This window comes from Mesorhizobium calcicola, assembly GCF_042682105.1.
In the GTDB taxonomy this organism is placed as follows: Bacteria; Pseudomonadota; Alphaproteobacteria; order Rhizobiales; family Rhizobiaceae; genus Mesorhizobium; species Mesorhizobium calcicola.
In genome coordinates, this window is the sequence record NZ_JBHUGY010000055.1 from 76,585 (window position 1) to 97,159 (window position 20,575).

General features: G+C 64.5%; 22 protein-coding genes, 2 pseudogenes and 1 riboswitch. Of the genes and pseudogenes, 17 read left to right on the forward strand and 7 right to left on the reverse strand.

Annotated features, from left to right (window positions below):
- Positions 1-22 precede the first annotated feature (22 nt).
- Complete coding sequence (mgtE, locus tag ACFSQT_RS31030) at positions 23-1,441, forward strand: magnesium transporter (RefSeq protein ID WP_379025301.1); 1,419 nt, start codon at positions 23-25, stop codon at positions 1,439-1,441.
- 151 nt (positions 1,442-1,592) lie between these two features.
- Positions 1,593-1,979 carry a MerR family transcriptional regulator gene (locus ACFSQT_RS31035; RefSeq protein WP_006203215.1) on the forward strand — a complete coding sequence of 129 codons (387 nt, stop codon included), beginning with the start codon at positions 1,593-1,595 and terminating at the stop codon, positions 1,977-1,979.
- Between the two features lie 6 nt (positions 1,980-1,985).
- On the opposite strand, the gene ACFSQT_RS31040 is transcribed toward ACFSQT_RS31035, so the two are convergent.
- Together ACFSQT_RS31040 and ACFSQT_RS31045 are read right to left on the reverse strand one after the other, a co-directional pair.
- On the reverse strand, positions 1,986-2,462 hold the full coding sequence (locus ACFSQT_RS31040; RefSeq protein ID WP_379025303.1) for a methyltransferase family protein: 477 nt from the start codon (positions 2,460-2,462) through the stop codon (positions 1,986-1,988).
- Positions 2,459-3,457: a heparan-alpha-glucosaminide N-acetyltransferase gene (locus tag ACFSQT_RS31045; RefSeq protein ID WP_379025305.1), complete on the reverse strand. Its 999-nt coding sequence runs from the start codon at positions 3,455-3,457 to the stop codon at positions 2,459-2,461. The genes ACFSQT_RS31040 and ACFSQT_RS31045 overlap by 4 nt, the downstream gene beginning before the upstream one ends.
- Before the next feature lie 234 nt (positions 3,458-3,691).
- Here ACFSQT_RS31045 and ACFSQT_RS31050 point away from each other — a divergent pair, with 234 nt between their 5' ends.
- Entirely contained in the window at positions 3,692-4,891 is a 1,200-nt protein-coding gene (locus tag ACFSQT_RS31050) for an MFS transporter (RefSeq protein WP_379025307.1), read from the forward strand.
- Between the two features lie 3 nt (positions 4,892-4,894).
- Here ACFSQT_RS31050 and ACFSQT_RS31055 read toward each other — a convergent pair whose 3' ends face one another.
- Positions 4,895-6,073 carry an aromatic ring-hydroxylating oxygenase subunit alpha gene (locus ACFSQT_RS31055; protein ID WP_379025309.1) on the reverse strand — a complete coding sequence of 393 codons (1,179 nt, stop codon included), beginning with the start codon at positions 6,071-6,073 and terminating at the stop codon, positions 4,895-4,897.
- 140 nt (positions 6,074-6,213) lie between these two features.
- Positions 6,214-6,412: riboswitch (cobalamin riboswitch) on the forward strand.
- 36 nt (positions 6,413-6,448) lie between these two features.
- On the opposite strand from ACFSQT_RS31055, the gene ACFSQT_RS31060 reads away from it, so the two are divergent.
- From ACFSQT_RS31060 to cobO, 4 genes are read left to right on the forward strand one after another with little or no spacing between them, the layout of a single operon-like run.
- Positions 6,449-6,628: a CbtB domain-containing protein gene (locus ACFSQT_RS31060; protein WP_095087280.1), complete on the forward strand. Its 180-nt coding sequence runs from the start codon at positions 6,449-6,451 to the stop codon at positions 6,626-6,628.
- Positions 6,629-6,643: 15 nt separating this feature from the next.
- Positions 6,644-7,447 carry a CbtA family protein gene (locus ACFSQT_RS31065; RefSeq protein ID WP_379025311.1) on the forward strand — a complete coding sequence of 268 codons (804 nt, stop codon included), beginning with the start codon at positions 6,644-6,646 and terminating at the stop codon, positions 7,445-7,447.
- Positions 7,440-7,955: a bifunctional adenosylcobinamide kinase/adenosylcobinamide-phosphate guanylyltransferase gene (gene cobU / locus ACFSQT_RS31070; protein ID WP_379025313.1), complete on the forward strand. Its 516-nt coding sequence runs from the start codon at positions 7,440-7,442 to the stop codon at positions 7,953-7,955. Before ACFSQT_RS31065 ends, cobU begins: the two co-directional genes overlap by 8 nt.
- A 1-nt stretch (position 7,956) precedes the next feature.
- Positions 7,957-8,586, forward strand: a complete 630-nt coding sequence (cobO, locus tag ACFSQT_RS31075) for a cob(I)yrinic acid a,c-diamide adenosyltransferase (RefSeq protein WP_379025315.1) — start codon at positions 7,957-7,959, stop codon at positions 8,584-8,586.
- Between the two features lie 35 nt (positions 8,587-8,621).
- Here cobO and cbiB read toward each other — a convergent pair whose 3' ends face one another.
- Positions 8,622-9,590 carry an adenosylcobinamide-phosphate synthase CbiB gene (cbiB, locus tag ACFSQT_RS31080; protein WP_379025317.1) on the reverse strand — a complete coding sequence of 323 codons (969 nt, stop codon included), beginning with the start codon at positions 9,588-9,590 and terminating at the stop codon, positions 8,622-8,624.
- Between cbiB and cobD the strand changes: the two genes are divergently transcribed.
- Together cobD and ACFSQT_RS31090 are read left to right on the forward strand one after the other, a co-directional pair.
- Positions 9,589-10,638, forward strand: coding sequence for a threonine-phosphate decarboxylase CobD (gene cobD, locus ACFSQT_RS31085; protein ID WP_379025319.1), 1,050 nt, complete (start codon positions 9,589-9,591; stop codon positions 10,636-10,638). The two genes, cbiB and cobD, sit on opposite strands and share 2 nt — an antisense overlap.
- Positions 10,635-11,144 carry a tyrosine phosphatase family protein gene (locus ACFSQT_RS31090; RefSeq protein WP_379025321.1) on the forward strand — a complete coding sequence of 170 codons (510 nt, stop codon included), beginning with the start codon at positions 10,635-10,637 and terminating at the stop codon, positions 11,142-11,144. The genes cobD and ACFSQT_RS31090 overlap by 4 nt, the downstream gene beginning before the upstream one ends.
- 6 nt (positions 11,145-11,150) lie before the next feature.
- Here ACFSQT_RS31090 and ACFSQT_RS31095 read toward each other — a convergent pair whose 3' ends face one another.
- On the reverse strand, positions 11,151-11,954 hold the full coding sequence (locus tag ACFSQT_RS31095) for a creatininase family protein (RefSeq protein WP_379025323.1): 804 nt from the start codon (positions 11,952-11,954) through the stop codon (positions 11,151-11,153).
- A gap of 55 nt (positions 11,955-12,009) precedes the next feature.
- Positions 12,010-12,393, reverse strand: coding sequence for a RidA family protein (locus tag ACFSQT_RS31100; RefSeq protein WP_379025325.1), 384 nt, complete (start codon positions 12,391-12,393; stop codon positions 12,010-12,012).
- A gap of 264 nt (positions 12,394-12,657) precedes the next feature.
- Between ACFSQT_RS31100 and ACFSQT_RS31105 the strand changes: the two genes are divergently transcribed.
- From ACFSQT_RS31105 to ACFSQT_RS31135, 7 genes are all read left to right on the forward strand, one after another.
- Positions 12,658-13,662 (forward strand): ABC transporter substrate-binding protein, encoded by a 1,005-nt coding sequence (locus tag ACFSQT_RS31105; RefSeq protein ID WP_379025327.1) that lies wholly within the window; start codon positions 12,658-12,660, stop codon positions 13,660-13,662.
- An 11-nt stretch (positions 13,663-13,673) separates the two neighbouring features.
- Positions 13,674-14,504, forward strand: a complete 831-nt coding sequence (locus tag ACFSQT_RS31110) for an ABC transporter ATP-binding protein (protein ID WP_379025329.1) — start codon at positions 13,674-13,676, stop codon at positions 14,502-14,504.
- Complete coding sequence (locus ACFSQT_RS31115; RefSeq protein ID WP_379025331.1) at positions 14,491-15,342, forward strand: ABC transporter permease; 852 nt, start codon at positions 14,491-14,493, stop codon at positions 15,340-15,342. The genes ACFSQT_RS31110 and ACFSQT_RS31115 overlap by 14 nt, the downstream gene beginning before the upstream one ends.
- 4 nt (positions 15,343-15,346) lie before the next feature.
- Positions 15,347-16,648 (forward strand): cytosine deaminase, encoded by a 1,302-nt coding sequence (locus ACFSQT_RS31120; protein WP_379025333.1) that lies wholly within the window; start codon positions 15,347-15,349, stop codon positions 16,646-16,648.
- On the forward strand, positions 16,648-18,051 hold the full coding sequence (locus ACFSQT_RS31125; protein ID WP_379025345.1) for an FAD-binding oxidoreductase: 1,404 nt from the start codon (positions 16,648-16,650) through the stop codon (positions 18,049-18,051). Before ACFSQT_RS31120 ends, ACFSQT_RS31125 begins: the two co-directional genes overlap by 1 nt.
- A 210-nt stretch (positions 18,052-18,261) precedes the next feature.
- Positions 18,262-18,843, forward strand: a complete 582-nt coding sequence (locus tag ACFSQT_RS31130) for an NAD(P)H-dependent oxidoreductase (RefSeq protein WP_379025335.1) — start codon at positions 18,262-18,264, stop codon at positions 18,841-18,843.
- The gene (locus tag ACFSQT_RS31135) at positions 18,843-19,430 is read left to right on the forward strand and encodes an NAD(P)H-dependent oxidoreductase (protein WP_379025337.1); all 588 of its coding nucleotides are present in this window, start codon (positions 18,843-18,845) and stop codon (positions 19,428-19,430) included. Before ACFSQT_RS31130 ends, ACFSQT_RS31135 begins: the two co-directional genes overlap by 1 nt.
- A 165-nt stretch (positions 19,431-19,595) precedes the next feature.
- Here ACFSQT_RS31135 and ACFSQT_RS31140 read toward each other — a convergent pair.
- Positions 19,596-20,060: pseudogene (locus ACFSQT_RS31140) on the reverse strand (glycine cleavage T C-terminal barrel domain-containing protein); the annotation flags it as partial.
- 232 nt (positions 20,061-20,292) lie between these two features.
- On the opposite strand from ACFSQT_RS31140, the pseudogene ACFSQT_RS31145 reads away from it, so the two are divergent.
- Positions 20,293-20,446 (forward strand): annotated as a pseudogene (locus ACFSQT_RS31145) (pantoate--beta-alanine ligase); the annotation flags it as partial.
- Between the last annotated feature and the right edge of the window lie 129 nt (positions 20,447-20,575).

The following is a 20,575-nucleotide window of genomic DNA, read 5'->3' on the forward strand; positions in this document are numbered from 1 at the left end:
ATTGCGATGGCGGGAGGCGCTGGTGGAAGGCCAGGACGAACGGACGACCGGCGCCAGGGCCGCCGAAGACGCCCACGCCGATATCTATGGCGAGGACGGCGCTGTCCTTTCGACCTTCCTTGCCCAGATCGGCGCGGCGATCGCCGACCGCGACACGCTCACGCTCAAGCACGAAGTCGACCACCTGCACCAGTCGGAACTCGGCGACCTGCTCGAGGCGCTGCATCCCGAACAGCGCCGCGCGCTGGTCGAATTGTTGGGCGCCGATTTCGACTTCTCCGCGCTGACCGAGGTCGACGAGGCGATCCGCATGGAGATCGTCGATCACCTGCCCAATGCGCAGATCGCGCAGGCGGTGCAGGAGCTTGATTCCGACGACGCGGTCTACATTCTCGAAGACCTCGAAAAGGAAGATCAGGACGAGATCCTGTCGCAACTGCCGTTCACCGAGCGGATCAGGCTGCGCCGCTCGCTCGACTATCCGGAAGAGACGGCCGGCCGCCGCATGCAGACCGAGTTCGTCGCGGTGCCGCCGTTCTGGACGATCGGCCAGACCATCGACTACATGCGCGAGGACAAGAACCTGCCTGAGCGCTTCAGCCAGATTTTCGTCATCGATCCGACCTTCAAGCTGCTCGGCGCCATCGACCTCGACCAGATCCTGCGCACCAGGCGGGCGGTCAAGGTCGAGGAGGTCATGCACGAGACGCGGCACGCCATTCCCGCCACCATGGACCAGGAAGAGGCGGCGCGGGAATTCGAGCAGTATGACTTGCTTTCCGCGGCCGTCGTCGACGAGAACGAGCGGCTGGTCGGCGTGCTGACCATCGACGACGTCGTCGACGTCATCCAGCAGGAAGCGGAAGAAGATCTCCTGCGCATGGGCGGCGTCGGCGACGAAGAGCTTTCCGACAGCATCTTTTCGACCTCGCGCTCGCGCGTTCCCTGGCTGCTGGTCAACCTTTTGACCGCATTCCTGGCGGCGTCGGTGATCGGCCTGTTCGACCGCACGATCGAGCATATCGTCGCGCTGGCGGTGCTGATGCCGATCGTGGCCGGCATGGGTGGCAATGCCGGCTCGCAGACCATGACCGTCACCGTGCGGGCGCTGGCGACGAAGGATATCGACATCTACAATGCCGGCCGCATCATTCGCCGCGAGATGGGTGTCGGCTTCATCAACGGCATCGTCTTTGCCATCCTGATCGGCATTGTCGCCGCGACCTGGTTCCACGACAGCAATTTGGGCGGCATCATCGCGGCGGCGATGATCATCAACATGTTCGCGGCCGCCCTGGCCGGCATCCTGATCCCGCTGCTGCTCGACCGTTTCAAGATCGATCCGGCGGTCGCTTCGGCGGTCTTCGTCACCACGGTCACCGATGTCGTCGGCTTCTTTGCCTTTCTCGGCATTGCGACGTGGTGGTTCGGGGTGCCCTGAAGGTGCGCCCTCAATTGACTTTTACGTAAACGCCGTGCGAGGCTTGCGCGCGGGGCGTCATGTCGATTCCGGCATGGCAATGGGTTTGGTTCGGGACGGAAGGGCGACGCCGCAGGGCGATCGCCCGGGATTCCGGCGTGTGGGAGTGACAATGCGGGAATATTATTCGATCACCGAGCTGACCCGCGAATTCGACGTGTCGACGCGGACGCTGCGCTTCTATGAGGATGAAGGGTTGGTGCAGCCGGTGCGGCGTGGCCGCACGCGGCTGTTTCGCCCCTCCGACCGCCACCTCATCCGCCAGATCATGCGCGGTAAGAGACTCGGCTTCTCGATCAACGAGATCCGCGAAATCATCCAGATGTACAAGGAGCCGCCCGGCGAGGTCGGCCAACTCAAACTGATGATCAAGCGCATCGAGGAAAAGCGCGAGGACCTCCGGCAGAAGCGCCGCGACCTCGAGGAGACGCTGGCCGAACTCGACCAGGCCGAGGAATCTTGTGTGGAGCGGCTGGTGGAACTCGGCGTCAATACATAGCGCGGCTCAAATCCAGCGACGCACTCTTTTCGCGTAGTCCCGGTATTTCTTGCCGAACTTCGCCGCTAGCACCTTTTCCTCGCCCTCGATGGCGACCTTCTGCGTGGCGAAGGCCGCGATGAACGCCAGCGGCAGGAACCATGCGATCCCCGAGACAAAGGCGACGCCGATCAACAGCAGCGTGTTAGCCAGATACATCGGATTGCGGGTGATGCCGAAGGGGCCCGTGGTGACCAGGTGATCGGGCACCGCATTGGGGTTGAGCGTGGTCTTGGCCCGGATCATGGTGCGGATCGCGGTGAACCAGAGTGCCGCGACGCCGAACAGAGCCACCCAGCCGGCGGCGAAAAGCAGGTCGCCCAGAAGGTCGCCTATCCAGGGCAGGGGATAGATGAGGCCAAGCCCGATGCTGATGGCGATGGCTGCGACGTAGATCACCGGTGGCCACGGTATGAGCCCCGGTTTGGGCTGGCTGTCAGTCATTGTGTCCCTCCCTCCGTCATCTTGTCGTCGATCTTGGCGGTGCACATGCCGGCGAGATCGCCCAGATGCGCCCTCCATTCCGCAGTCTGGTCGTTGTTGTAGAGCCGATCAAGCGTGGCCTCGCTCTCGAGTGTATCGAGCATGCAGACACAGTAGCTCGAACAGAATTCGGTGTCGCGCGACTGCTCGCAGGACAGCTGGCAGGTTTTCAGGAAGTTCACCTGCGGGGTTTCGACCTTGGCCGGCATGACTTGCGATAACAGCCACACACTGCCGATCAGCAGCGGCTGGTGGATCAGGTAGAAGGCCAGGCTGTGGCGGCCGATGAAGACCAGCGGGTTGGCCCAGCGACCGGGCTTGAGGTTCGCCAGCCACGTCAAAACACCCGCGGCCGCGCCAAGCTTTGTGACGCCGATGCCGAGAAGCACAGCGCCGAACCACGGAAACAGCGGCACATAATCATTGGAGCGCGGATTGACCGCCGACAGGCCGACCCACCACAGCCACGGATGGTCGAAGGCCTCGAAGCGCAGATAGATGGGCGCCGCGATGACCAGCGCTGCGACAAGCAATGTCAGCAGCGCCGGCAGTCGCAGGAAGGCGAGGCCGAGCAGGCTGGCCAGCGCGATCTCGTGCAATATGCCGAAGAAGATGAAGCCGTCAGGCGTGGCGACGCGGGTGACGACTGAAATGGCGATCGCTGCTCCGGCGACCATGGCGAAACGCTTCCAGAAGCCATTCCAGCGGATTTTTCGGCAATGGGCGAGGTACAGGCTGACGCCGACAAGGAACAGGAAGGTCGATGCGATGCAGCGCGCGTAGATTTTCCACCAGCCGAAGGCGGTGAGGCCGGGATCGGTGTAGCCGAAAAATTCCAGGTCCCAGGTGAAATGGTAGCTCGCCATGGCGATGAGCGCGATGCCGCGCACGATGTCGATGGCGACGATGCGCTTCGATTGATCCTGAACGGATGCGGTCGGCGTGTGGATGCTCATGGTCTCGCATTCTGATTCAGCCCCGCAAGACGATTATCACGGTTGCCCCGGACAAAAGAAGACCGGCAGCTTCGGGATGGGCCGTGCTGCGGACGCTGGATCAGGCGCCGCTTTAGGCCAGTGCCGGAAAGCCTTTGGCCGACTTCGCTTTTTGCCGGGTAGGCGTCGGTTTCCTGTTACCGGCCAAGCAATCACCACGGCAGATTTGACTGGTGATTCTGCTTTGGGGAAGCGATGTCCACCCATGTGCGCCATCCGATCTGGCTACCGGCCCTGCGGCCGGCCGACGCGCGCACCTTCGCTTCGCTCTATGCGGTCGAATCCTTCGCCCGCGCCACGGTGTCGAGCGTCATCCCGATCCAGGCCTACGAGATCCTCCACAACGAGCAGATCGTCTCGATCCTCTACACTGTCGTGGCGATGCTCGGCCTGTCGGTGACGCTGTTCATGCCGATGCTGATCCGCCGCTTTGCCCGGCGCTGGGTCTACACGGCGGGCGCCTGCCTGCTGGCCATCGGCTCGCTGTTCTTCGTCACCCATACGCTCGCCGGACAACTGGCCGGCATGCTGTGCCGCGTCATGGGCGCCAGCGCGCTGTCGATAACGCTCAACCTCTACATCATGGACCACATCCGCAAGACCGACTTCATGCAGGCCGAATCGCTGCGCATGGCGTGGTCGATGTTCGCCTGGACCGGCGGGCCGACGCTCGGCATTTTTCTCTACACACGCTTTGGCATCTATGCCGCGCATGGCGCGGTGGCGGTGTTCGCGGTTGCCCTGCTGGCGCTGTTCTGGACCTACCGGCTGGGCGACAACCCGTCGATCCGCCCGGGCAAGGCGCGTCCGGCCAATCCGCTCGCCAATGTCGGGCGCTTTATCGCCCAGCCCAGGTTGCGGCTGGCCTGGCTGATCGCCTTCGGCCGTTCCTGTTTCTGGACGACATTCTTTGTCTATGGGCCGCTGTTCATGGTGATCACCGGCGAGGGCAAGCTGGCCGGCGGCCTTTTGGTGTCGGCCGGCAACGCGCTGCTGTTCATGGCCATCTTCTGGGGCAAGGCGGGCAAGCGCTTTGGTGGCCGGCGAACCATGACATTTGCCTATTTCGCCATGTCGGCCATGCTTTTGGCGGCGGGTGCGGTCGGCGAAACCGTGCCGCTGCTGACCGGTGGCTTGCTGCTCTGCGGCGCCTTCTTCACCATTGCGCTGGACGCCCTGGGCTCGACCGCCTTCATGCGCTCGGTGCGCTCCTATGAAAGGTCGCAGATGGCGGCGGTGTACCGCACCTATCTCGACTTTTCCGAGCTGACGCCGCCGCTGGTCTATTCGGTGGTGCTGGCGTTTTTCGGGCTGGGGTCGGTGTTCGTCACGCTCGGCCTGCTGGCGGCGGTTTGCGGCTTCGTGACCTGGCGGTATCTGCCGAAGTCGCTGTGACCTTCAGGGCTTGGGCGAAACTGCCGCGTGCCGTTCACGGACCCAGTTGTGGAAGCGGAACAGGTCGTATTCCTCGGGCATCAGCACACCGGCCACGTGGCGCATCGAGCGCAGGCCTTTCTGGTTGACCTCGCAGACTGCGGCATCCTCCTCCAGCACCTGTTTGCCGAAGGCGACGATGTTGTCGATATCGGTTGCATCGAGCGCCTCGGGGGCAAACAACCATTCGGCGACAAGCTCGGTCTGCTCGGGGCCGAGCGGCACCAGCCGCACGGTTCTGACATAGTCGACATGGCCGACGACGAACATCGAGGGCAGGTTGGTGGCGTAGGTCTGGCCGGCGGCGCGCTCGGCAGGTGTCAGGCCGCCAAAGACCGGCCCCCCGTGCGCCTGGCCGTCGCGTGACCATGTCTGCGCGCCGGCGCGCAGGCCGCCGGAAAATTCCGGCGCGTCATTGTCGGCGTGGCGGGACCATTCCGGATCGTCATGGCGACCCATCAGGCCGCGGCCATAGATCGGCACCAGCCGCGACAGGTCCTTGTGGACGCCCGGACAATGCAGGCATTCGTTGAAGTTTTCCCAGAAGATCTTCCAGTTGCAGTTCATCACCTTGCGCAGCACGTGGCCGGTCACCAGCGTTTCCAGCGGCCAGTTGGCGAGACCACCTGACGCCGGATCGAAGGATGTTTCCGCCGAGCCGGCGGCGTCCTCTTGCAGATTGACGAAGACAAAGCCGCGCCACACCGACAGCGCTACGCGATAAAGCGGGTGATCCGCCTTGTCGAAGCCGTCCGGCAGCGCTTTCGACGGAACGCGCACAAGCTCGCCACGCAGCGAGTAGGACCAGGCATGATACGGGCAAGTGATCAGCCGTGCCTTCAGCCGGCCCTCACTTTCCTGGCAAAGCTGCGAACCGCGATGGCGGCAGGTGTTATGGAAGGCGCGCAGTTCACCGGTCTCGTCGCGCAGCACGACGATTTCCTGCGTGCCGATGCGGAAGGTGCGGAAAGAAAGCGGCTGCGCAAGATCGGCCTCGCGGCAGACGAGCAGCCAGCTTCTGTACCAGATGGCGTCGAGGTCGCGCTGATAGGTTTCGATGTCCCAATAGGCGGAGGACGGCAGCGTCGATTCGGCCCGGGTCAGGCCGTTATAGCGATCGCGCTCGCCGGCGATGGGCTGCATGGCTGGCTTCCTGTGACGACGCCAGCCGACACCCGACCACGGGAATTGTCAATTGTCGTGCCGGAGAACCGATTTATCCGCATGGCGCAATCGCGCTGGTTGTCGGCGGAATTTGGTTTGCCGCGCACGGCGATTTTCCTTATAGTCGCGCTGTCGTCGGTTCCGTTTTGGAGCCAAGAGGGAATGCGGTGCGGGCGAACGTCTTGCCCAATGCCGTGGCTGCCCCCGCAACTGTGTGCGGTAGTCCTCTCCATATGCCACTGAAGGTTTTTTCTTCGGGAAGGTGGGGAAGGGCGCTGATCCGCGAGCCAGGAGACCTGCCGGCGACAGGAAACTGACTTCGATGCCCTCGGGTGGAGGGCGAAAGGACAAGACATGACTACCGCTTCCGTCTCCCTCGGCGCCTCCGTCTCCTCGCAGTCGCGCTTCATGCAGCTTGCACTCGTCGCGCTGCTCGGCATCTTCGTCGTCGGCTTTGTCGGCTTCTCGCATATCGATGCGGTCCACAATGCGGCTCACGACTATCGCCATTCGATGGCATTTCCCTGCCACTGACGAGGATTTGACATCATGAACCTGTTTCGCAACGTCGTGTTCATCGCGGCGATCGCAGGGCTCGTGGCCGGCGTCGTTCTCGCCTGCATGCAGGCCTTTGCAACCGTGCCTTTGATCCTCAAGGCGGAAGTCTACGAACAGGCCGGCGGCGGCCATCACCATGACCATGCCGCTCCGGCCGCAACGGATACCAATGCCATGACCACAGCCGCTCCGGCGGGGAACGTCATGAGCTCAGCCGCCCCGGCGCCGGCGCAAGCAGCCGTTCCGGCAGCGGAAGACGAAGGCTGGGCGCCGGCTGACGGTTTCGAGCGTTTCGCCTTGAGCGTGGTTGCCAACATCGTCACCGGCATCGGTTTCGCGCTTGTCCTGGTCGCGGTTTCGGAATTCGCCGGCGGCATCGGCAATTGGCGCCAGGGCGTGTTTTGGGGCCTGGCCGGCTTTGCCGTCTTCACGCTGGCGCCTGGCCTCGGCCTGCCACCGGAATTGCCGGCCATGCCGGCGGCCGATCTCACGCAGCGCCAGATCTGGTGGTGGGCAACCGTGGCGGCGACCGCGGCGGGTCTCGGCCTGATCGCGTTCCGCAAGTCGCTGCCGCTTGCGATCCTTGCGGTCCTGCTGATCGTGGCGCCGCATATCGTCGGCGCACCGCAGCCCGACAGTTTCGAGACGCCGATCCCGGAAGGCCTGCACCATCAGTTCGTGGTGGCGGTGACGGTGACCAATCTGGTGTTCTGGCTGGTGCTCGGAGCGGTCGTCGGCGTGGTGCGCGGCCGCTTCACCGGCACCGCGACCAGCCTGCGCGACAGCTTTGCCTGATCGAAGCAAGCTGACCTTCATCATCGGCGGTGCGCGCTCCGGCAAGAGCGCGCATGCCGAAGCCCTGGCGACGGCCTTGCCGCCGCCATGGACCTATTTCGCCACGGCGCAAGCCTATGATGACGAGATGCGTGAGCGCATCGCGTTGCACCGCTCGCGGCGCGGTGAAGGCTGGGCGACCATCGACGCACCGCTTGATCTCGCCGGCGCGCTTGAGGCCTTGCCCGACAACCAGCCGGTGCTCGTCGACTGCCTGACACTGTGGCTGACCAATCATATGCTGGCCGAACACGAGCTCGAGCTTGAATGCCGCCGGCTGGCGGGCGTGCTATCACGGCCGCGCGGGCCCTGGTTCGTCGTGTCCAATGAAGTCGGCCAGGGCATCGTGCCGGACAACGCATTGGCGCGCCGCTTTCGCGATGCCGCCGGCCGGCTCAACCAGCAGGTCGCCGCCGTCGCCGATACGGTGTTGCTGATGGTGGCGGGGCTGCCGCTCAAGGTGAAATGAGATGACTGGGATCGACGACAACACCATCGACGACCGGGATGAAGAACGCCACCGTGCCAAGATGGCCAAGCGCAAGGCGGTGCAGGATGCCGAGGTGGCGAGCAAGACAGTCGAGAAGGGGCTGCTCATCGTCAACACCGGCCCGGGCAAGGGCAAGACCACCGCCGCCTTTGGTCTGGCGCTCAGAATGCTCGGCTACGACAAACGTGTCGGCGTCGTCCAGTTCATCAAGGGCAAATGGCATACCGGCGAGAAGGATGCGTTCGCTGCCTTTGGCGACCGCGTCGTCTGGCACGCGATGGGCGAGGGGTTCACCTGGGAGACCCAGGATCTGAAGCGCGACATCGCCGCCGCCGAAGCCGCATGGACCAAGGTGCTCGAGCTGATGGCCGATCCGTCGATCAGCCTGCTGGTGCTGGACGAACTGAACATCGCGCTGCGCTACGACTATCTCGATCTCGACAAGGTGGTTGCGGCGCTGAAGGCGCGGCGCGAGGGCCTGCATGTCGTCGTCACCGGCCGCAACGCCAAGCCGGCGCTGGTCGAGGCGGCCGACCTCGTCACAGAGATGGGCGTGACCAAGCACCATTTCTCGGCGGGCGTGAAGGCACAGCAAGGCATAGAATTCTGAACGTTCTTACCCTCCCCACATGGGGGAGGGTGAGATCACGCCACAATGACGATCACCGAGATCACTCCGAACAGCGCGATCAGCAGATAGTCGGCGACACGATAGAGTTTCAACGCCTGCCTGATATCGACGCTGTCGGCTTCGCGGCGGCCTCCTTCGCCCATGAAGACATCGTCGATCAGTACGCCGCCATAGCTGCGCGGGCCGGCGAGCGCCAGGCCGAGCGCGCCGGCCATCGCCGCTTCCGGCCAGCCAGCATTGGGCGAGCGATGCTTTTTCGCGTCGCGCCACACCGCGTGCCAGGCATTTTTCGCATCCACGCCTTTGACGAGGAATGCAGCCGACACGATCAGCAGTGCCGTCAGCCGCGATGCGGGCAGGTTGATCCAATCGTCGAAGCGCGCCGCTGCCCAGCCGAAGGCTTCGTGGCGCGGGGTGCGGTGGCCGATCATCGAATCGGCGGTGTTGGCGGCCTTGTAGGCGGCGCCGCCGGCCAATCCGCCGACGCCGGTCCAGAAGGCGGGGGCGACAATGCCGTCGGAAAAATTCTCGGCCAGGCTCTCAATCGCCGCGCGGCAGACACCGGCCCTGTCCAGCGTTTCGGGATCGCGGCCGACGATTCGCGAGACGGCGACACGGCCAAGAGCGAGACCTCCGGTGTCGAGGGCGTCGGCCACGGCCTCGACATGCTCGTAGAGGCTCTTCTGCGACAGAAGCGATGTCGCCAGAAGGACGGTAATGATCAGCCCCAGGGGCACGAACCAGAGCAGGACCTGCACGCCGAGCCCGATCGCCGCAGGCACCAGCACGATGACCAGCAGCGCCTGGACGCCACGCTTGCGACGCAGCGCGTCGGGATCAGTGGCGCGGTTGAGTCGGCGGTCGAGAAAGGATATCAGCCTGCCGAACCACGTCACCGGATGGCCGATAGCGCGAAACAGCCAGTCCGGGTAGCCGAGGGCGAATTCGACGGCCAGTGACAGGAAAGCGATCAGGACTGACATGAAGCTTCTTGAAGCGGCGGCGGTGGATCATGGTGGAAGTCTCGGCCGGGCGAGGGCGCTTTTCCCCAATGCTTCGCGACCTTTCGTCGACCTCTCGACCGGTATCAATCCGCACTCCTACCCGCTTTTCGACCTGCCCGCCACCACCCTGTCGCGGCTGCCGGAAGTCGGGCGCGCCCGCGAGCTGGTCGAGGTCGCGGCCAGCACCTATGGCGCGCCTTCGCCAGCCCATGTGGCGGCGGCACCCGGCACACAGATCCTGTTGCCGCGCGTTGCATCGCTGATCACGCCCGGCAAGGCGCTGGTGCTGGGGCCGACCTATGCCGAGCATGCGCGGGCAGCGACGATCGCCGGACACGATGTGACGGAGGTCGGCGATTTCGAAGCCCTGGCCGACGCCGACCTTGCCATCGTCGTCAATCCGAACAATCCGGATGGGCGCATCATCGAGCGCGACAGGCTGCTGGCACTGGCCGCAGGGATGCGCGCCAAAGGCGGGCTGCTGGTCGTCGACGAGGCGTTCATGGATGTCGGCCCGCGTCAGCACAGCCTCGCCGGCGATGTTGGTCAGGGTGGCATCGTCGTGCTGCGCTCGTTCGGCAAGTTCTTTGGCCTGGCCGGGCTGCGGCTTGGGTTCGCGCTTTCCGACGCAGCAACAGTCGACCGGCTGGACACGCAATTCGGACCATGGGCCGTCGCCGGCCCGGCGCTGGAATACGGCATCCGCGCGCTTGCCGATATCGACTGGCAGGACGCGATGCGCGCATCGCTGGCGGAGGCAGCGGCGCGGCTGGATAGGCTGTTCGGCCGCTTCGGCGTTTCCGTCGTCGGCGGAACCACATTGTTCCGCTATATCAGCTTGCCCGATGCCGCCGATCTGTTTTCCGCACTTGGCGAGCGCGGCATCCTGCTTCGCCATTTCACCGACCGACCGGATGTCTTGCGCGCCGGCCTGCCGGGGAGCGAGGTGGAATGGCAGCGGCTCGAATCCGCTCTTGCCGAATGGGCGTCGCGGCGCGAGGATCAATCGAAGGGCTCGAAACAATGATCCATGTCTGCTCGCTGGCAAAGGTCGAGGAAACGGTGGCAAGGACCGGCGCCGACCGCATGCTGTCGCTGCTCGCCGCCGGAACCGAGGTGGTGCGACCGGCCTCGATCGCCCGGGAAAACCATCTGCATCTGGTCATGCACGATATTGCGGTGGCGCAGGACGGCATGACCATGCCGGGCGAGGAGCATGTCCGCAACCTGCTCGATTTCGCACGCCGATGGGACCGCGCAAAGCCGATGGTCGTGCACTGCTATGCCGGCATCAGCCGCTCGACAGCTTCGGCCTATATCATCGCCGCCGCGCTGGCGCCGAAACGCGACGAGGCCGAACTGGCGCGGACGCTGCGGGCGCTGTCGCCCTCAGCGACGCCCAACCCGCGGCTGATTGCCGTGGCCGACAAATTGCTCGACCGCAACGGCCGCATGATCGAGGCGATCGAGGCGATCGGGCGCGGCGCCGACGCCTTTGAAGGCACGCCCTTCACGCTGAAGATCGACGGCTAAAAGCGGCTATCTCAGCCAGTCGGCGAGCTTTGCCTTGCGCACGTCGCGCAGCAGGTCGATGAAACCATCGGCCTGATGTTCTGACGTCAGCCGGCCTTTCTCCGCTGTCGCAATGCTGGCGTCGCCGACCACGCCGTTCGGGTTGAGGTCTCTGGCGATCCAGGCGAAGGCGTGGGTGCCGGTGTGGCGCAGCAGCGAAAATTCCTTTTCGGCCTTCGCGACATTGGAAACGAAATTGTCGACCTTGCCCATGTCGACGAGATCCGGCCGGAAATGCAGCATCAGCGACGTCTCGACATCGCCGCCATGGATGCCGTGGCGGTCCTCGAGCTCGGTGTACATGCCGGCCGGGCGGCCGAAGCGCTGCCAACTGGTCTTCACCGCCAGCATGTTTTCGCGCACGCGCAATTCGCGGGTGACGATGCCCATGATCTCCTCATTGCCGCCATGCGAATTGACGACGACCAGCTTGCGCACGCCGGCCCGCGCGATCGACAGGCCAAGTCCGGTCCAGGCCTCGATCAAGGTTGGCGCCGGCAGGGTGAGGGTGCCCGGTGCGTGAAGATGCTCGTTCGACTTGCCCACCGCCTGCACCGGCAGGATGCGGATGTCGAGATCGGCAGGCAGACGGGCAATCACCGTGTCGAGCATGCCGTTCATGATCGAGGTGTCGGTCGAAACCGGCAGATGCGGACCATGCTGCTCGATCGCCGCAACCGGCAGCACGGCGATCGTCGCCTCCGGATCGATCGAGGCATATTCGGTTGTGCGGTAGTCGCCCCACCACACGCGCTTCTTCGCAACAGTCATGTCATGCCTCTTCGATGAACGGACCAGACCTAGCGCGGCAAGCGCGGCCTGTCGATCACCCAGCCGCGATGGCCTCGACCTCGATCTTGAACTCCGGCCGGGCGAAACCGGAGACGATCATCAGCGTCGAGGCCGGCGCCGGGCTGGAAAACAGCCGGTCGCGGACATCCATATAGGGCCGCAAATGTGCGCGGTCGGTGACATAGGCGTTGATGCGGACGATGTCCTGCAGACCCAGCCCGGCCTCGCCGAGCACTGCCGCGATGTTGCTGAAGCAGAGCTCGGCCTGCGCGCCGGCCTCTTCCGGTATCTGGTCGTCCGCCGTGATGGCGACCTGACCCGAGCACAGCACCAGCCGCCTGCCGGGCGGCACCTCGACGCCATGGCTGTAGCGCGCAAAGGGCGGCTTGATCGACTTCGGGGTGAGGAACTTGAACATGGCAATCTCCGATTTGTCGGCAGCCTAGGACCGGATGCACTGTACCTTCAAGATGGCGGTGCATGTCGCAGGGGCGATTGTGGACAGGCGTTCAAAAAATAGGCACGATGCCTCCGGTGCAGCACGACCCGTCCGGCTTTCGCAGATGGCTGTGGTGCAGGCGGCGGTCCCGGCGCAAGACGCCGGTGGCATGTGTCTTGCTTCTCGAATCTTTGGTGTCGAGCCTGGCGCATGGCGCGCCGGAGCAAACAAAGGGTGGTGTCGATGTACGGAAAACAGAAGATCTCGGCGGCGGTGGTGGCCCTGCTTGCGGCCAGCACGCTGGGTGCCGCGGCGAATGAAAAAGTCACCTTCGGCACCAACTGGTTGGCCGAGCCGGAGCATGGCGGCTACTATCAGGCGGTGGCTGACGGCACCTACGCCGCCTGCGGCCTCGACGTCACCATCATGCAGGGCGGTCCGCAGGTCAGCGGCCGGCCGATGCTGCTTGCCGGCAAGATCGATTTCTACATGGGCGGCAATCTGCTGTCGGCTTTCGATGCCGTCCAGCAAGGCATTCCGATGCGCGTGGTGGCGGCGGATTTCCAGAAGGACCCGCAGGTCATCATGTCCCACCCCGGCGAGGGGCTCGACAAATGGGAAGACCTGAAGAACGCCGAGCAGTACATATTGGGCGACGAGGGCGTGCAGACCTTCTTCCAGTGGATGGTCATCGAGCTCGGCTTCGACGCCGCCAAGCGCGCGCCCTACACCTACAACACCGCTCCCTTCCTCGCCAACAAGAAGTCCATCCAGCAGGGTTACGTCACCTCCGAGCCGTTCGCGGTCAAGAAGGAAGGCGGCTTCGTGCCGAACCAGTTCCTGCTTGCCGACTATGGCTGGGACACCTACTCGACGACGATCGAGGTGATGCAGGACACGATCGACAAGAAGCCGGAGGTGGTCCAGTGCTTCGTCGATGGCTCGGCCAAGGGCTGGTACAAATATCTCTACGGCGACAACAAGGCCGCCAACGAGCTGATCAAGAAAGACAATCCCGACATGAGCGACGAGCAGATCGCCTTCTCGATCGAGCAGATGAAGAAGTTCGGCCTTGCCGATTCAGGCGACACCGAGAAACTCGGCATCGGCACCATGACCGACGAACGGATCAAGAGCTTCTACGACAAGATGGTCAAGGCCAAGGTCACGCCTGAAGGCATCGACATCAAGAAGGCCTACACGCTGACCTTCGTCAACAAGGGCGTCGGGCTCGAGCTGAAGAAGTAGGCCGTTCCGGCATGATGCAGCAGAATGTGGCGCAAGCGCCGGCGAGCACGTCGGATGTCGCTCCGACATTGCTGGCGCTGCGTGGCGTCGGCAAGGTTTTTTCCAACGGCGTGACGGCGCTCAGCGATGTCGATCTGACGATCCGGGAAGGCGATTTCCTCAGCCTGCTCGGACCGTCCGGTTGCGGCAAGTCGACAGCGCTGCGGCTGATCGCGGGGTTGTCGACGCCGACCTCCGGCGTGATCGACTGGCGTGGCGGCGGCTCGCTTGACCGCTCCAACATCGGCTTCGTCTTCCAGGAGCCGACGCTGCTCCCCTGGGCCAGCGTCTTCGACAATGTCTGGCTACCGCTCAGGCTGAAAGGCGTTTCCCGCGCCAAGGCGGCACCGGCAGTGACGGAAATGCTGGCGCGGGTGCACCTGACCGGCTTCGAGGACGCGGTGCCGCGCGAACTGTCCGGCGGCATGAAGATGCGTGTCTCGATCGGGCGGGCCATGGTGACGAAACCGCGCGTGCTGTTGATGGACGAGCCGTTCGCCGCGCTCGACGAGATCACGCGTTTCAAGCTCAACAACGATCTTCTGGAACTGTGGCAGGACGAGCGCTTCACCGTCGTCTTCGTCACCCACAGCGTCTTTGAAAGCGTGTTTCTCTCCAACCGCGTCGTCGTCATGGCGGCGCGGCCGGGCAGGGTGTTCGACGAACTCGCGATCGCGGCGCTCTATCCGCGCGACGAGGTTTTCCGCACCTCGCCCGACTATGCGGCACTCTGCCGGCAGGCCTCCGATGTGCTGGTCAAGGCCATCAATTCAACAGCGGGCGCGCATCATGACGGTCATTGACGAGGGCGTGCTCAAACTCGACCCCGAGGAAGCGCGCCGCGTGCGCCAGGAGCGGCTCGAGCGGATCGGCCGCTGGGTGTTGCCGCTGGCGATCATGATCCTGGCGATCTGGCTGTGGGATCGCGTCTGCGTGTGGAACGCGATCCCGCAATACATCCTGCCGCGTCCCGGCGTGGTGCTGTGGACGCTCTACAGCGATGCCGGCCTGCTGTTCTCCGCGCTGCTGGTCACCTTGCGCATCACCTTCCTCAGCCTGGCTTTGGCCGTCATCGGCGGCGTCGGTCTGGCGGTGCTGTTCGCGCAATCGAAGTGGGTCGAGATGTCCTTCTTCCCGTTCGCCATCGTGCTGCAGGTAACGCCGATCGTGGCGATCTTTCCGCTGATCAACATCTATGTCGACAACCAGACGACCAAGCTTCTGCTCTGCGCCTGGATCGTCGCCTTCTTTCCGATCCTGTCCAACACCACGCTCGGCCTCAACTCGGTCGATCGCAATCTGCGCGACATGTTCAAGCTCAATGGCGCGACGCGCTGGCAGCAGTTGCGGTATCTCAGACTGCCGGCGGCGATGCCGTATTTCCTCGGCGGGTTGAAGATCGCCGGCGGCCTGTCGCTGATCGGCGCCGTGGTGGCCGAGTTCGTCGCCGGCGCCACCGGCCAGTCGTCCGGGCTCGCCTCACGCATCATCGAGGCCGGCTACCGGCTCAACGCACCGCGGCTGTTCGCGGCGCTGTTCCTGATCTCGCTCACCGGCATCCTGATCTTCCTCGTGCTGTCGCTGATTTCGCATCTCATCCTAAGGCGCTGGCACGAAAGCGCGCTGAAGCAGGAGCGTTAGTTTCTTGGTACCGAACACAGGTTCATACCGCCTCACCAACGCCCGGCTTCACGCGTCCCTGACGCCTGGGCTTGTCGCCACCTTCGATAGCGACGGCTTTGCACTTGCCGACATCGCCGTCGCTGACGGGAAAATCGCAGGCATTGCCGCACATGGCCGTAAAGCAGCACCGGCGGACGCCGTCGACCTCGGCGGCCGCATCGTCCTGCCGTGTTTCGTCGACTGCCACACCCATATCGACAAGGGTCATATCTGGCCGCGAAAGCCCAATCCCGACGGCACCTTCATGGGCGCGCTGAATGCCACCGGCGCCGACCGCGCCGCGCGCTGGAGCGCCGAGGACGTGGCGCGGCGCATGGATTTCTCGCTGCGCTCAGCCTACGCGCATGGCACCAGGGCGCTGCGCACCCATCTCGACAGCGTCGCGCCGCAAGAGGAAATCTCCTGGCCGGTATTCGAGACGATGCGCGAGACATGGCGTGGCCGCATCGAACTGCAGGGCGCCTGCCTGATCGGCATTGAAGGCGTGCGCGACAGGAAGTGGTTCGACAGGCTGGCAAAACGGGTTGCCGCGGCCAAGGGTGTTCTCGGTGTCGTCACCTATATGGTGCCCGACCTGGAAGAGCTGCTCGATCACGTCTTCGCGCAGGCGATCAAGCATGGCCTGGACCTCGATTTCCATGCCGACGAGACCGACGACGTCGCCGCGATCTCACTGAAGAAGATCGCCGAGGCGGCACTGTGGAACGGTTTCGAGGGCAACATCCTCGTCGGCCACTGCTGCTCGCTGGCGCGCCAGCCGGACCTCAATGTGCTGGACACGCTGGACAAGGTGGCGAAAGCCGGGCTCGCCATCGTGTCGCTGCCGATGTGCAATCTCTATCTGCAGGACCGGCGCGCTGACCACACCACGCCGCGCTGGCGCGGCGTGACGCTGCTGCACGAGATGAAGGCACGCGGCATTCCGGTCGCGGTTGCTTCCGACAACACGCGCGACCCGTTCTATGCCTATGGCGATCTCGACATGCTTGAGGTCTACCGCATGGCGACGCGCATCCTGCATTTCGATCATCCGGTCGCCGACTGGCCGCAAGCGGTCACCGCGACACCGGCTGGAGTCATGCGGCTTGAGGGTTTCGGCACGCTTGCCGCCGGCGGCGATGCCGACTTCATCGTGTTCAAGGGCCGGAGCTGGACGGAATTGCTGTCGCGGCCCGAATCGGATCGCATCGTCGTGCGCGCCGGGCGCGCGATCGACCGGCAATTGCCCGACTATGCCGAACTCGACGAACTGATGGTGGAATGATGGACGTTTCGGCGCTCAAGCGCGATCTCGAAGGGCTGAAGCTCGACGACAATCCGGCCATCGTCCAGCAGAAGAGCCGCGACTTCTACTGGTACAGCCCGGTGCTGAAGCAGCAGCTCGACCATGTCACCGGCGACTTGATCGTGACACCGAAGGATGAGGCCGAACTGATCCGCGTGCTTGCCGCCTGCCATCGGCATGGCGTGCCGGTCACACCGCGCGGCAGCGGCACCGGCAATTACGGTCAGGCGATGCCGCTCTCCGGCGGCGTGGTGCTCAACCTTGCAGAGATGAACGAGATCAAGTCGATCGCGCCGGGCCGTGTGGTGACCGGACCGGGTGCGGTTCTGGCCGACATCGACAAGGCAACGCGGGCGCATTCCGGGCAGGAGCTGCGGCTGTCGCCCTCCACCTACAACACCGCCTCGATCGGCGGTTTCATCGCCGGCGGTTCGGGCGGCGTCGGTTCGATCAATTTCGGCGGCCTGCGCGATTTCGGCAATGTGCTTCGCTTGCGCGTGGTGACCATGGAGGCAGAGCCGAAAGCGCTCGAACTCACCGGCGAGGATCTGCACAAGGTGACCCATGCCTATGGCACCAACGGTATCATCACCGAGGTCGAGATGCCGCTGACATCAGCCTATGACTGGGTCGACGTCATCGTCGGCTTCGACGCCTTCATGGATGCTGCCCGCTATGGCAACGCGCTGGCGTGCCAGGACGGCATCCTGACCAAGCTGATCACGCCGATAGCGGCACCCGTGCCGCAGCTCTATTTCAAGCGACACCAGAAGTTCCTCGGCGATGGGCGGAGCATCTGCGTCGTCATGGTGGCGCAGCATGGGCTGGATGCCTTCCTTGCCTTCACCCGCCGGGCCGGTGGCGCGGTGATCTTCAATGCCGCCATCGCCTCGCCGGACGAGAAGAAGGGCCTGCCGCCGGCCTATGAGCTGGCCTGGAACCACACGACGCTCAGGGCGCTGCGCGTCGACCCCTCGATCACCTATCTGCAATCGCTCTATCCCTTTCCCAACCAGCTTGCGCTGGTCGAGAAGATGGACGTGATGTTTCCCGGCGAGGTGTTCTCGCATCTCGAATTCGTGCGGCTGGACGGCAACATCACCTGCTTTGGCCTGCCGCTGGTCAAGTTCACCACCGAGGCGCGGCTCGACGAGATCGTGCGCCTGCATGAGGACAATGGCTGCCCGATCTTCAACCCGCACCGCTACACGCTGGAAGAGGGCGGCATGAAGCAGACGGACGCGGTGCAGCTTGCCTTCAAGCGCGAGACCGACCCGCAAGGCCTGCTCAACCCCGGCAAGATGATCGCCTGGGAAAACCCGGGCTACGACTACCGTTCGGGCCGGACATTCCTGTTCAAGGGGCTGCAAAAGGCAGGGTGAGTCGATGAAAAGCGTGTGGCGCTTTACCTCTCTCCGGCCTGCCGGCCATCTCCCTCTCAAGGGGGGAGATCGACAGCTTCAGCGTCTTGCCTCTCTCGCGCCGTCGGTGGTTGGCGAAAACGAAAGTGAAGGCCAATCTCCCCCCTTGAGGGGGAGGTGCCCGGCAGGGCAGAGGGGGGTGCCGCGCGCTGACCTTCGGGATGTTTTCCTGTGAACGTCCTCGTCCTCCATGCCCATCCGGTTGGGGCCAGCTTCAATGCCGGCCTGCACCGGATGATCGTCGAGCGGCTGACGGCGGCGGGCCATACGGTCGACGACTGCGACCTCTACGCCGAGGATTTCGATCCGCGGATGACGCGGCAGGAACGGCTGGATTACCACAATGCGCGCGGCCCGGCCGATCCTGTCGCTTCTTATGTCGGGCGCCTGTTGCGGGCCGATGCGCTGGTGCTTTCCTATCCGGTCTGGAACTACGGCTTTCCGGCGATCCTGAAGGGCTTCTTCGATCGCGTCTTCCTGCCCGGCGTGTCGTTCAAGCTGGTCAATGGCAAGGTGCAGCCGTCGCTTCACAACATAGTCAAGGTCGCGGCGGTCACCACCTATGGCGGCAGCCGGTTCCGCGCCATGCTGATGGGCGACCCGCCGCGCAAGCTGATCAAGCGCATGCTGCGCGCCACCGTAAAGCCGGGCGCGCCGGTGTCCTATCTCGCGCATTATGCGATGAACCTGTCGACCATTGAGACGCGCAAGGCATTCATGGCCAAGGTCGCGGCCAGCATGGACGCTTTCTGATGCGCGCGCTGGTGGTCTATTGCCATCCGGTGCCGGAGAGTTTTTGCGCCGCTATCCGGGATACTGCCATCGACGTGCTGAAGGCACGGGGCTGGGAGGTGCGGCTGCTCGACCTCTATGCCGAGAAATTCGATCCGGTGATGGGCTGCGACGAGCGGCGCTCCTACAATGACCAGGCGCCGCAGGACCCGGCGCTGAAGCCGCATTTCGAGCTGCTCAACTGGGCCGAAGCAATCCTGTTCGTCTATCCGACCTGGTGGTACGGGCTGCCGGCGATGCTGAAGGGCTGGCTCGACCGGGTGTGGGCGACGGACGTCGCCTTCAAGCTGCCGGCGGGCAAGGGGCGGATCAAGTCGCTGATGACGCATGTGACCAAGGTCGGCGTCATCACCACCTGCGGCGCGCCGACCTGGTGGAGCGTCGTCGTCGGCCAGCCCGGACGCAAGACCCTGCTGCGCGGCATGCGGGCGCTGTGCGCGACGCGCTGCCGGACCTTCTTCCTGGCGCACTACCTGATGGATGCCTCGACGCCGCAGACACGGGCGGCGTTTCTGGCGAAGGTGCGAGGGAGGCTGGAGCGGTTTTGAGGGGCTTACCCTCCCCCTTGTGGGGAGGGTCGCGCAGCAAATGCCGCAAAGCGGCTTTTGCGAAGCGGGGTGGGGTCCTCGTAGGGCGCACCCCCACCCCGTCTCGCAATCCTCGCTTCGCTCCGACTGCGAGCCGACCCTCCCCACAAGGGGAGGGTAAGAACGCTACATCCTCGTCCGCTCCGACTTCGGATCGTACATCGGCTTAAGCGACGCTTCCGCCGCGAAACGCTCGCCGGCGATCTCGATTTCGTAGGATGAGGCCAGCACATCCGCCTCGCTCTCGCCCTGGCACGGCACATAGCCCAGCCCAACGGCGCCGCAGAGATGATGGCCGTAATTGCCCGAGGTGATCGGGCCGACGATCTTGCCGTCACGCAGGATCGCCTCGTTGTGGAAGAGCAGGGGTTGCGAATCTTTCAGCCGGAACTGCACCAGCCGGCGCGACAGGCCGGCTTCCTTCTTGCGCAGCACCGCATCACGACCGATGAAGTCGGCCTTGGCCGTCTTCACGGCAAAGCCGAGACCGGCTTCGAGCACATTGTCCTCATCGGTGATGTCATGGCCGAAATGCCGGAAGGCTTTTTCGATGCGGCAGGAATCCAGCGTGTGCAGGCCGCAGAGCCCACCATTGGCATCGGCGCGTCGCCGGCTTGTGACGGGCAGATCCTGGTTTGTCGATGACATGCTGGGCCTGTTTGGAACCTTCCGGCCGAAATTTCGTCAAGCGCTATGCCGAGCTTGCCGGGACCGCCGAGGCAGCAATCGCGACGTATGCGAGCGAGGTGCGCGAGCGCCGCTTCCAGCGGTCGAGCACGTCTTCGGCGACCGTGCCACGTCCTGTCAATGGAGGAGAAGCTGCATGAGCATTCCGATTGTCCGGATCGTTGCCGAACTGCGCAGCATCGTCGCCGCGTGGGCGCCGGCAAGGCTTTCAAGGTCGCGTTGTGCCGACCATGGGCGCCCTGCACGAGGGTCACCTGAGCTTGGTCCGTGCCGCACTTGCAAAGGCCGACGGGGGGGGGTGGGGGGGGGGGGGGGTGGGGGGGGGGGGGGGGGGGGGGGGGGGGGGGGGGGGGGGGGGGGGGGGGGGGGGGGGGGGGGGTGGGGGGGGGGGGGGGGGGGGGGGGGGGGCGGGGGGGGGG

Excerpts from the sequence above, each read along its gene's own strand:
- ACFSQT_RS31035 (WP_006203215.1), top strand. The coding sequence starts at position 1,593 with ATGCGGGAATATTATTCGATCACCGAGCTGACCCGCGAATTCGACGTG.
- ACFSQT_RS31040 (WP_379025303.1), bottom strand. The coding sequence starts at position 2,462 with ATGACTGACAGCCAGCCCAAACCGGGGCTCATACCGTGGCCACCGGTG.
- ACFSQT_RS31045 (WP_379025305.1), bottom strand. The coding sequence starts at position 3,457 with ATGAGCATCCACACGCCGACCGCATCCGTTCAGGATCAATCGAAGCGC.
- ACFSQT_RS31050 (WP_379025307.1), top strand. The coding sequence starts at position 3,692 with ATGTCCACCCATGTGCGCCATCCGATCTGGCTACCGGCCCTGCGGCCG.
- ACFSQT_RS31055 (WP_379025309.1), bottom strand. The coding sequence starts at position 6,073 with ATGCAGCCCATCGCCGGCGAGCGCGATCGCTATAACGGCCTGACCCGG.
- ACFSQT_RS31060 (WP_095087280.1), top strand. The coding sequence starts at position 6,449 with ATGACTACCGCTTCCGTCTCCCTCGGCGCCTCCGTCTCCTCGCAGTCG.
- ACFSQT_RS31065 (WP_379025311.1), top strand. The coding sequence starts at position 6,644 with ATGAACCTGTTTCGCAACGTCGTGTTCATCGCGGCGATCGCAGGGCTC.
- cobO (WP_379025315.1), top strand. The coding sequence starts at position 7,957 with ATGACTGGGATCGACGACAACACCATCGACGACCGGGATGAAGAACGC.
- cobD (WP_379025319.1), top strand. The coding sequence starts at position 9,589 with ATGAAGCTTCTTGAAGCGGCGGCGGTGGATCATGGTGGAAGTCTCGGC.
- cbiB (WP_379025317.1), bottom strand. The coding sequence starts at position 9,590 with ATGTCAGTCCTGATCGCTTTCCTGTCACTGGCCGTCGAATTCGCCCTC.
- ACFSQT_RS31090 (WP_379025321.1), top strand. The coding sequence starts at position 10,635 with ATGATCCATGTCTGCTCGCTGGCAAAGGTCGAGGAAACGGTGGCAAGG.
- ACFSQT_RS31095 (WP_379025323.1), bottom strand. The coding sequence starts at position 11,954 with ATGACTGTTGCGAAGAAGCGCGTGTGGTGGGGCGACTACCGCACAACC.
- ACFSQT_RS31100 (WP_379025325.1), bottom strand. The coding sequence starts at position 12,393 with ATGTTCAAGTTCCTCACCCCGAAGTCGATCAAGCCGCCCTTTGCGCGC.
- ACFSQT_RS31105 (WP_379025327.1), top strand. The coding sequence starts at position 12,658 with ATGTACGGAAAACAGAAGATCTCGGCGGCGGTGGTGGCCCTGCTTGCG.
- ACFSQT_RS31110 (WP_379025329.1), top strand. The coding sequence starts at position 13,674 with ATGATGCAGCAGAATGTGGCGCAAGCGCCGGCGAGCACGTCGGATGTC.
- ACFSQT_RS31115 (WP_379025331.1), top strand. The coding sequence starts at position 14,491 with ATGACGGTCATTGACGAGGGCGTGCTCAAACTCGACCCCGAGGAAGCG.
- ACFSQT_RS31125 (WP_379025345.1), top strand. The coding sequence starts at position 16,648 with ATGGACGTTTCGGCGCTCAAGCGCGATCTCGAAGGGCTGAAGCTCGAC.
- ACFSQT_RS31135 (WP_379025337.1), top strand. The coding sequence starts at position 18,843 with ATGCGCGCGCTGGTGGTCTATTGCCATCCGGTGCCGGAGAGTTTTTGC.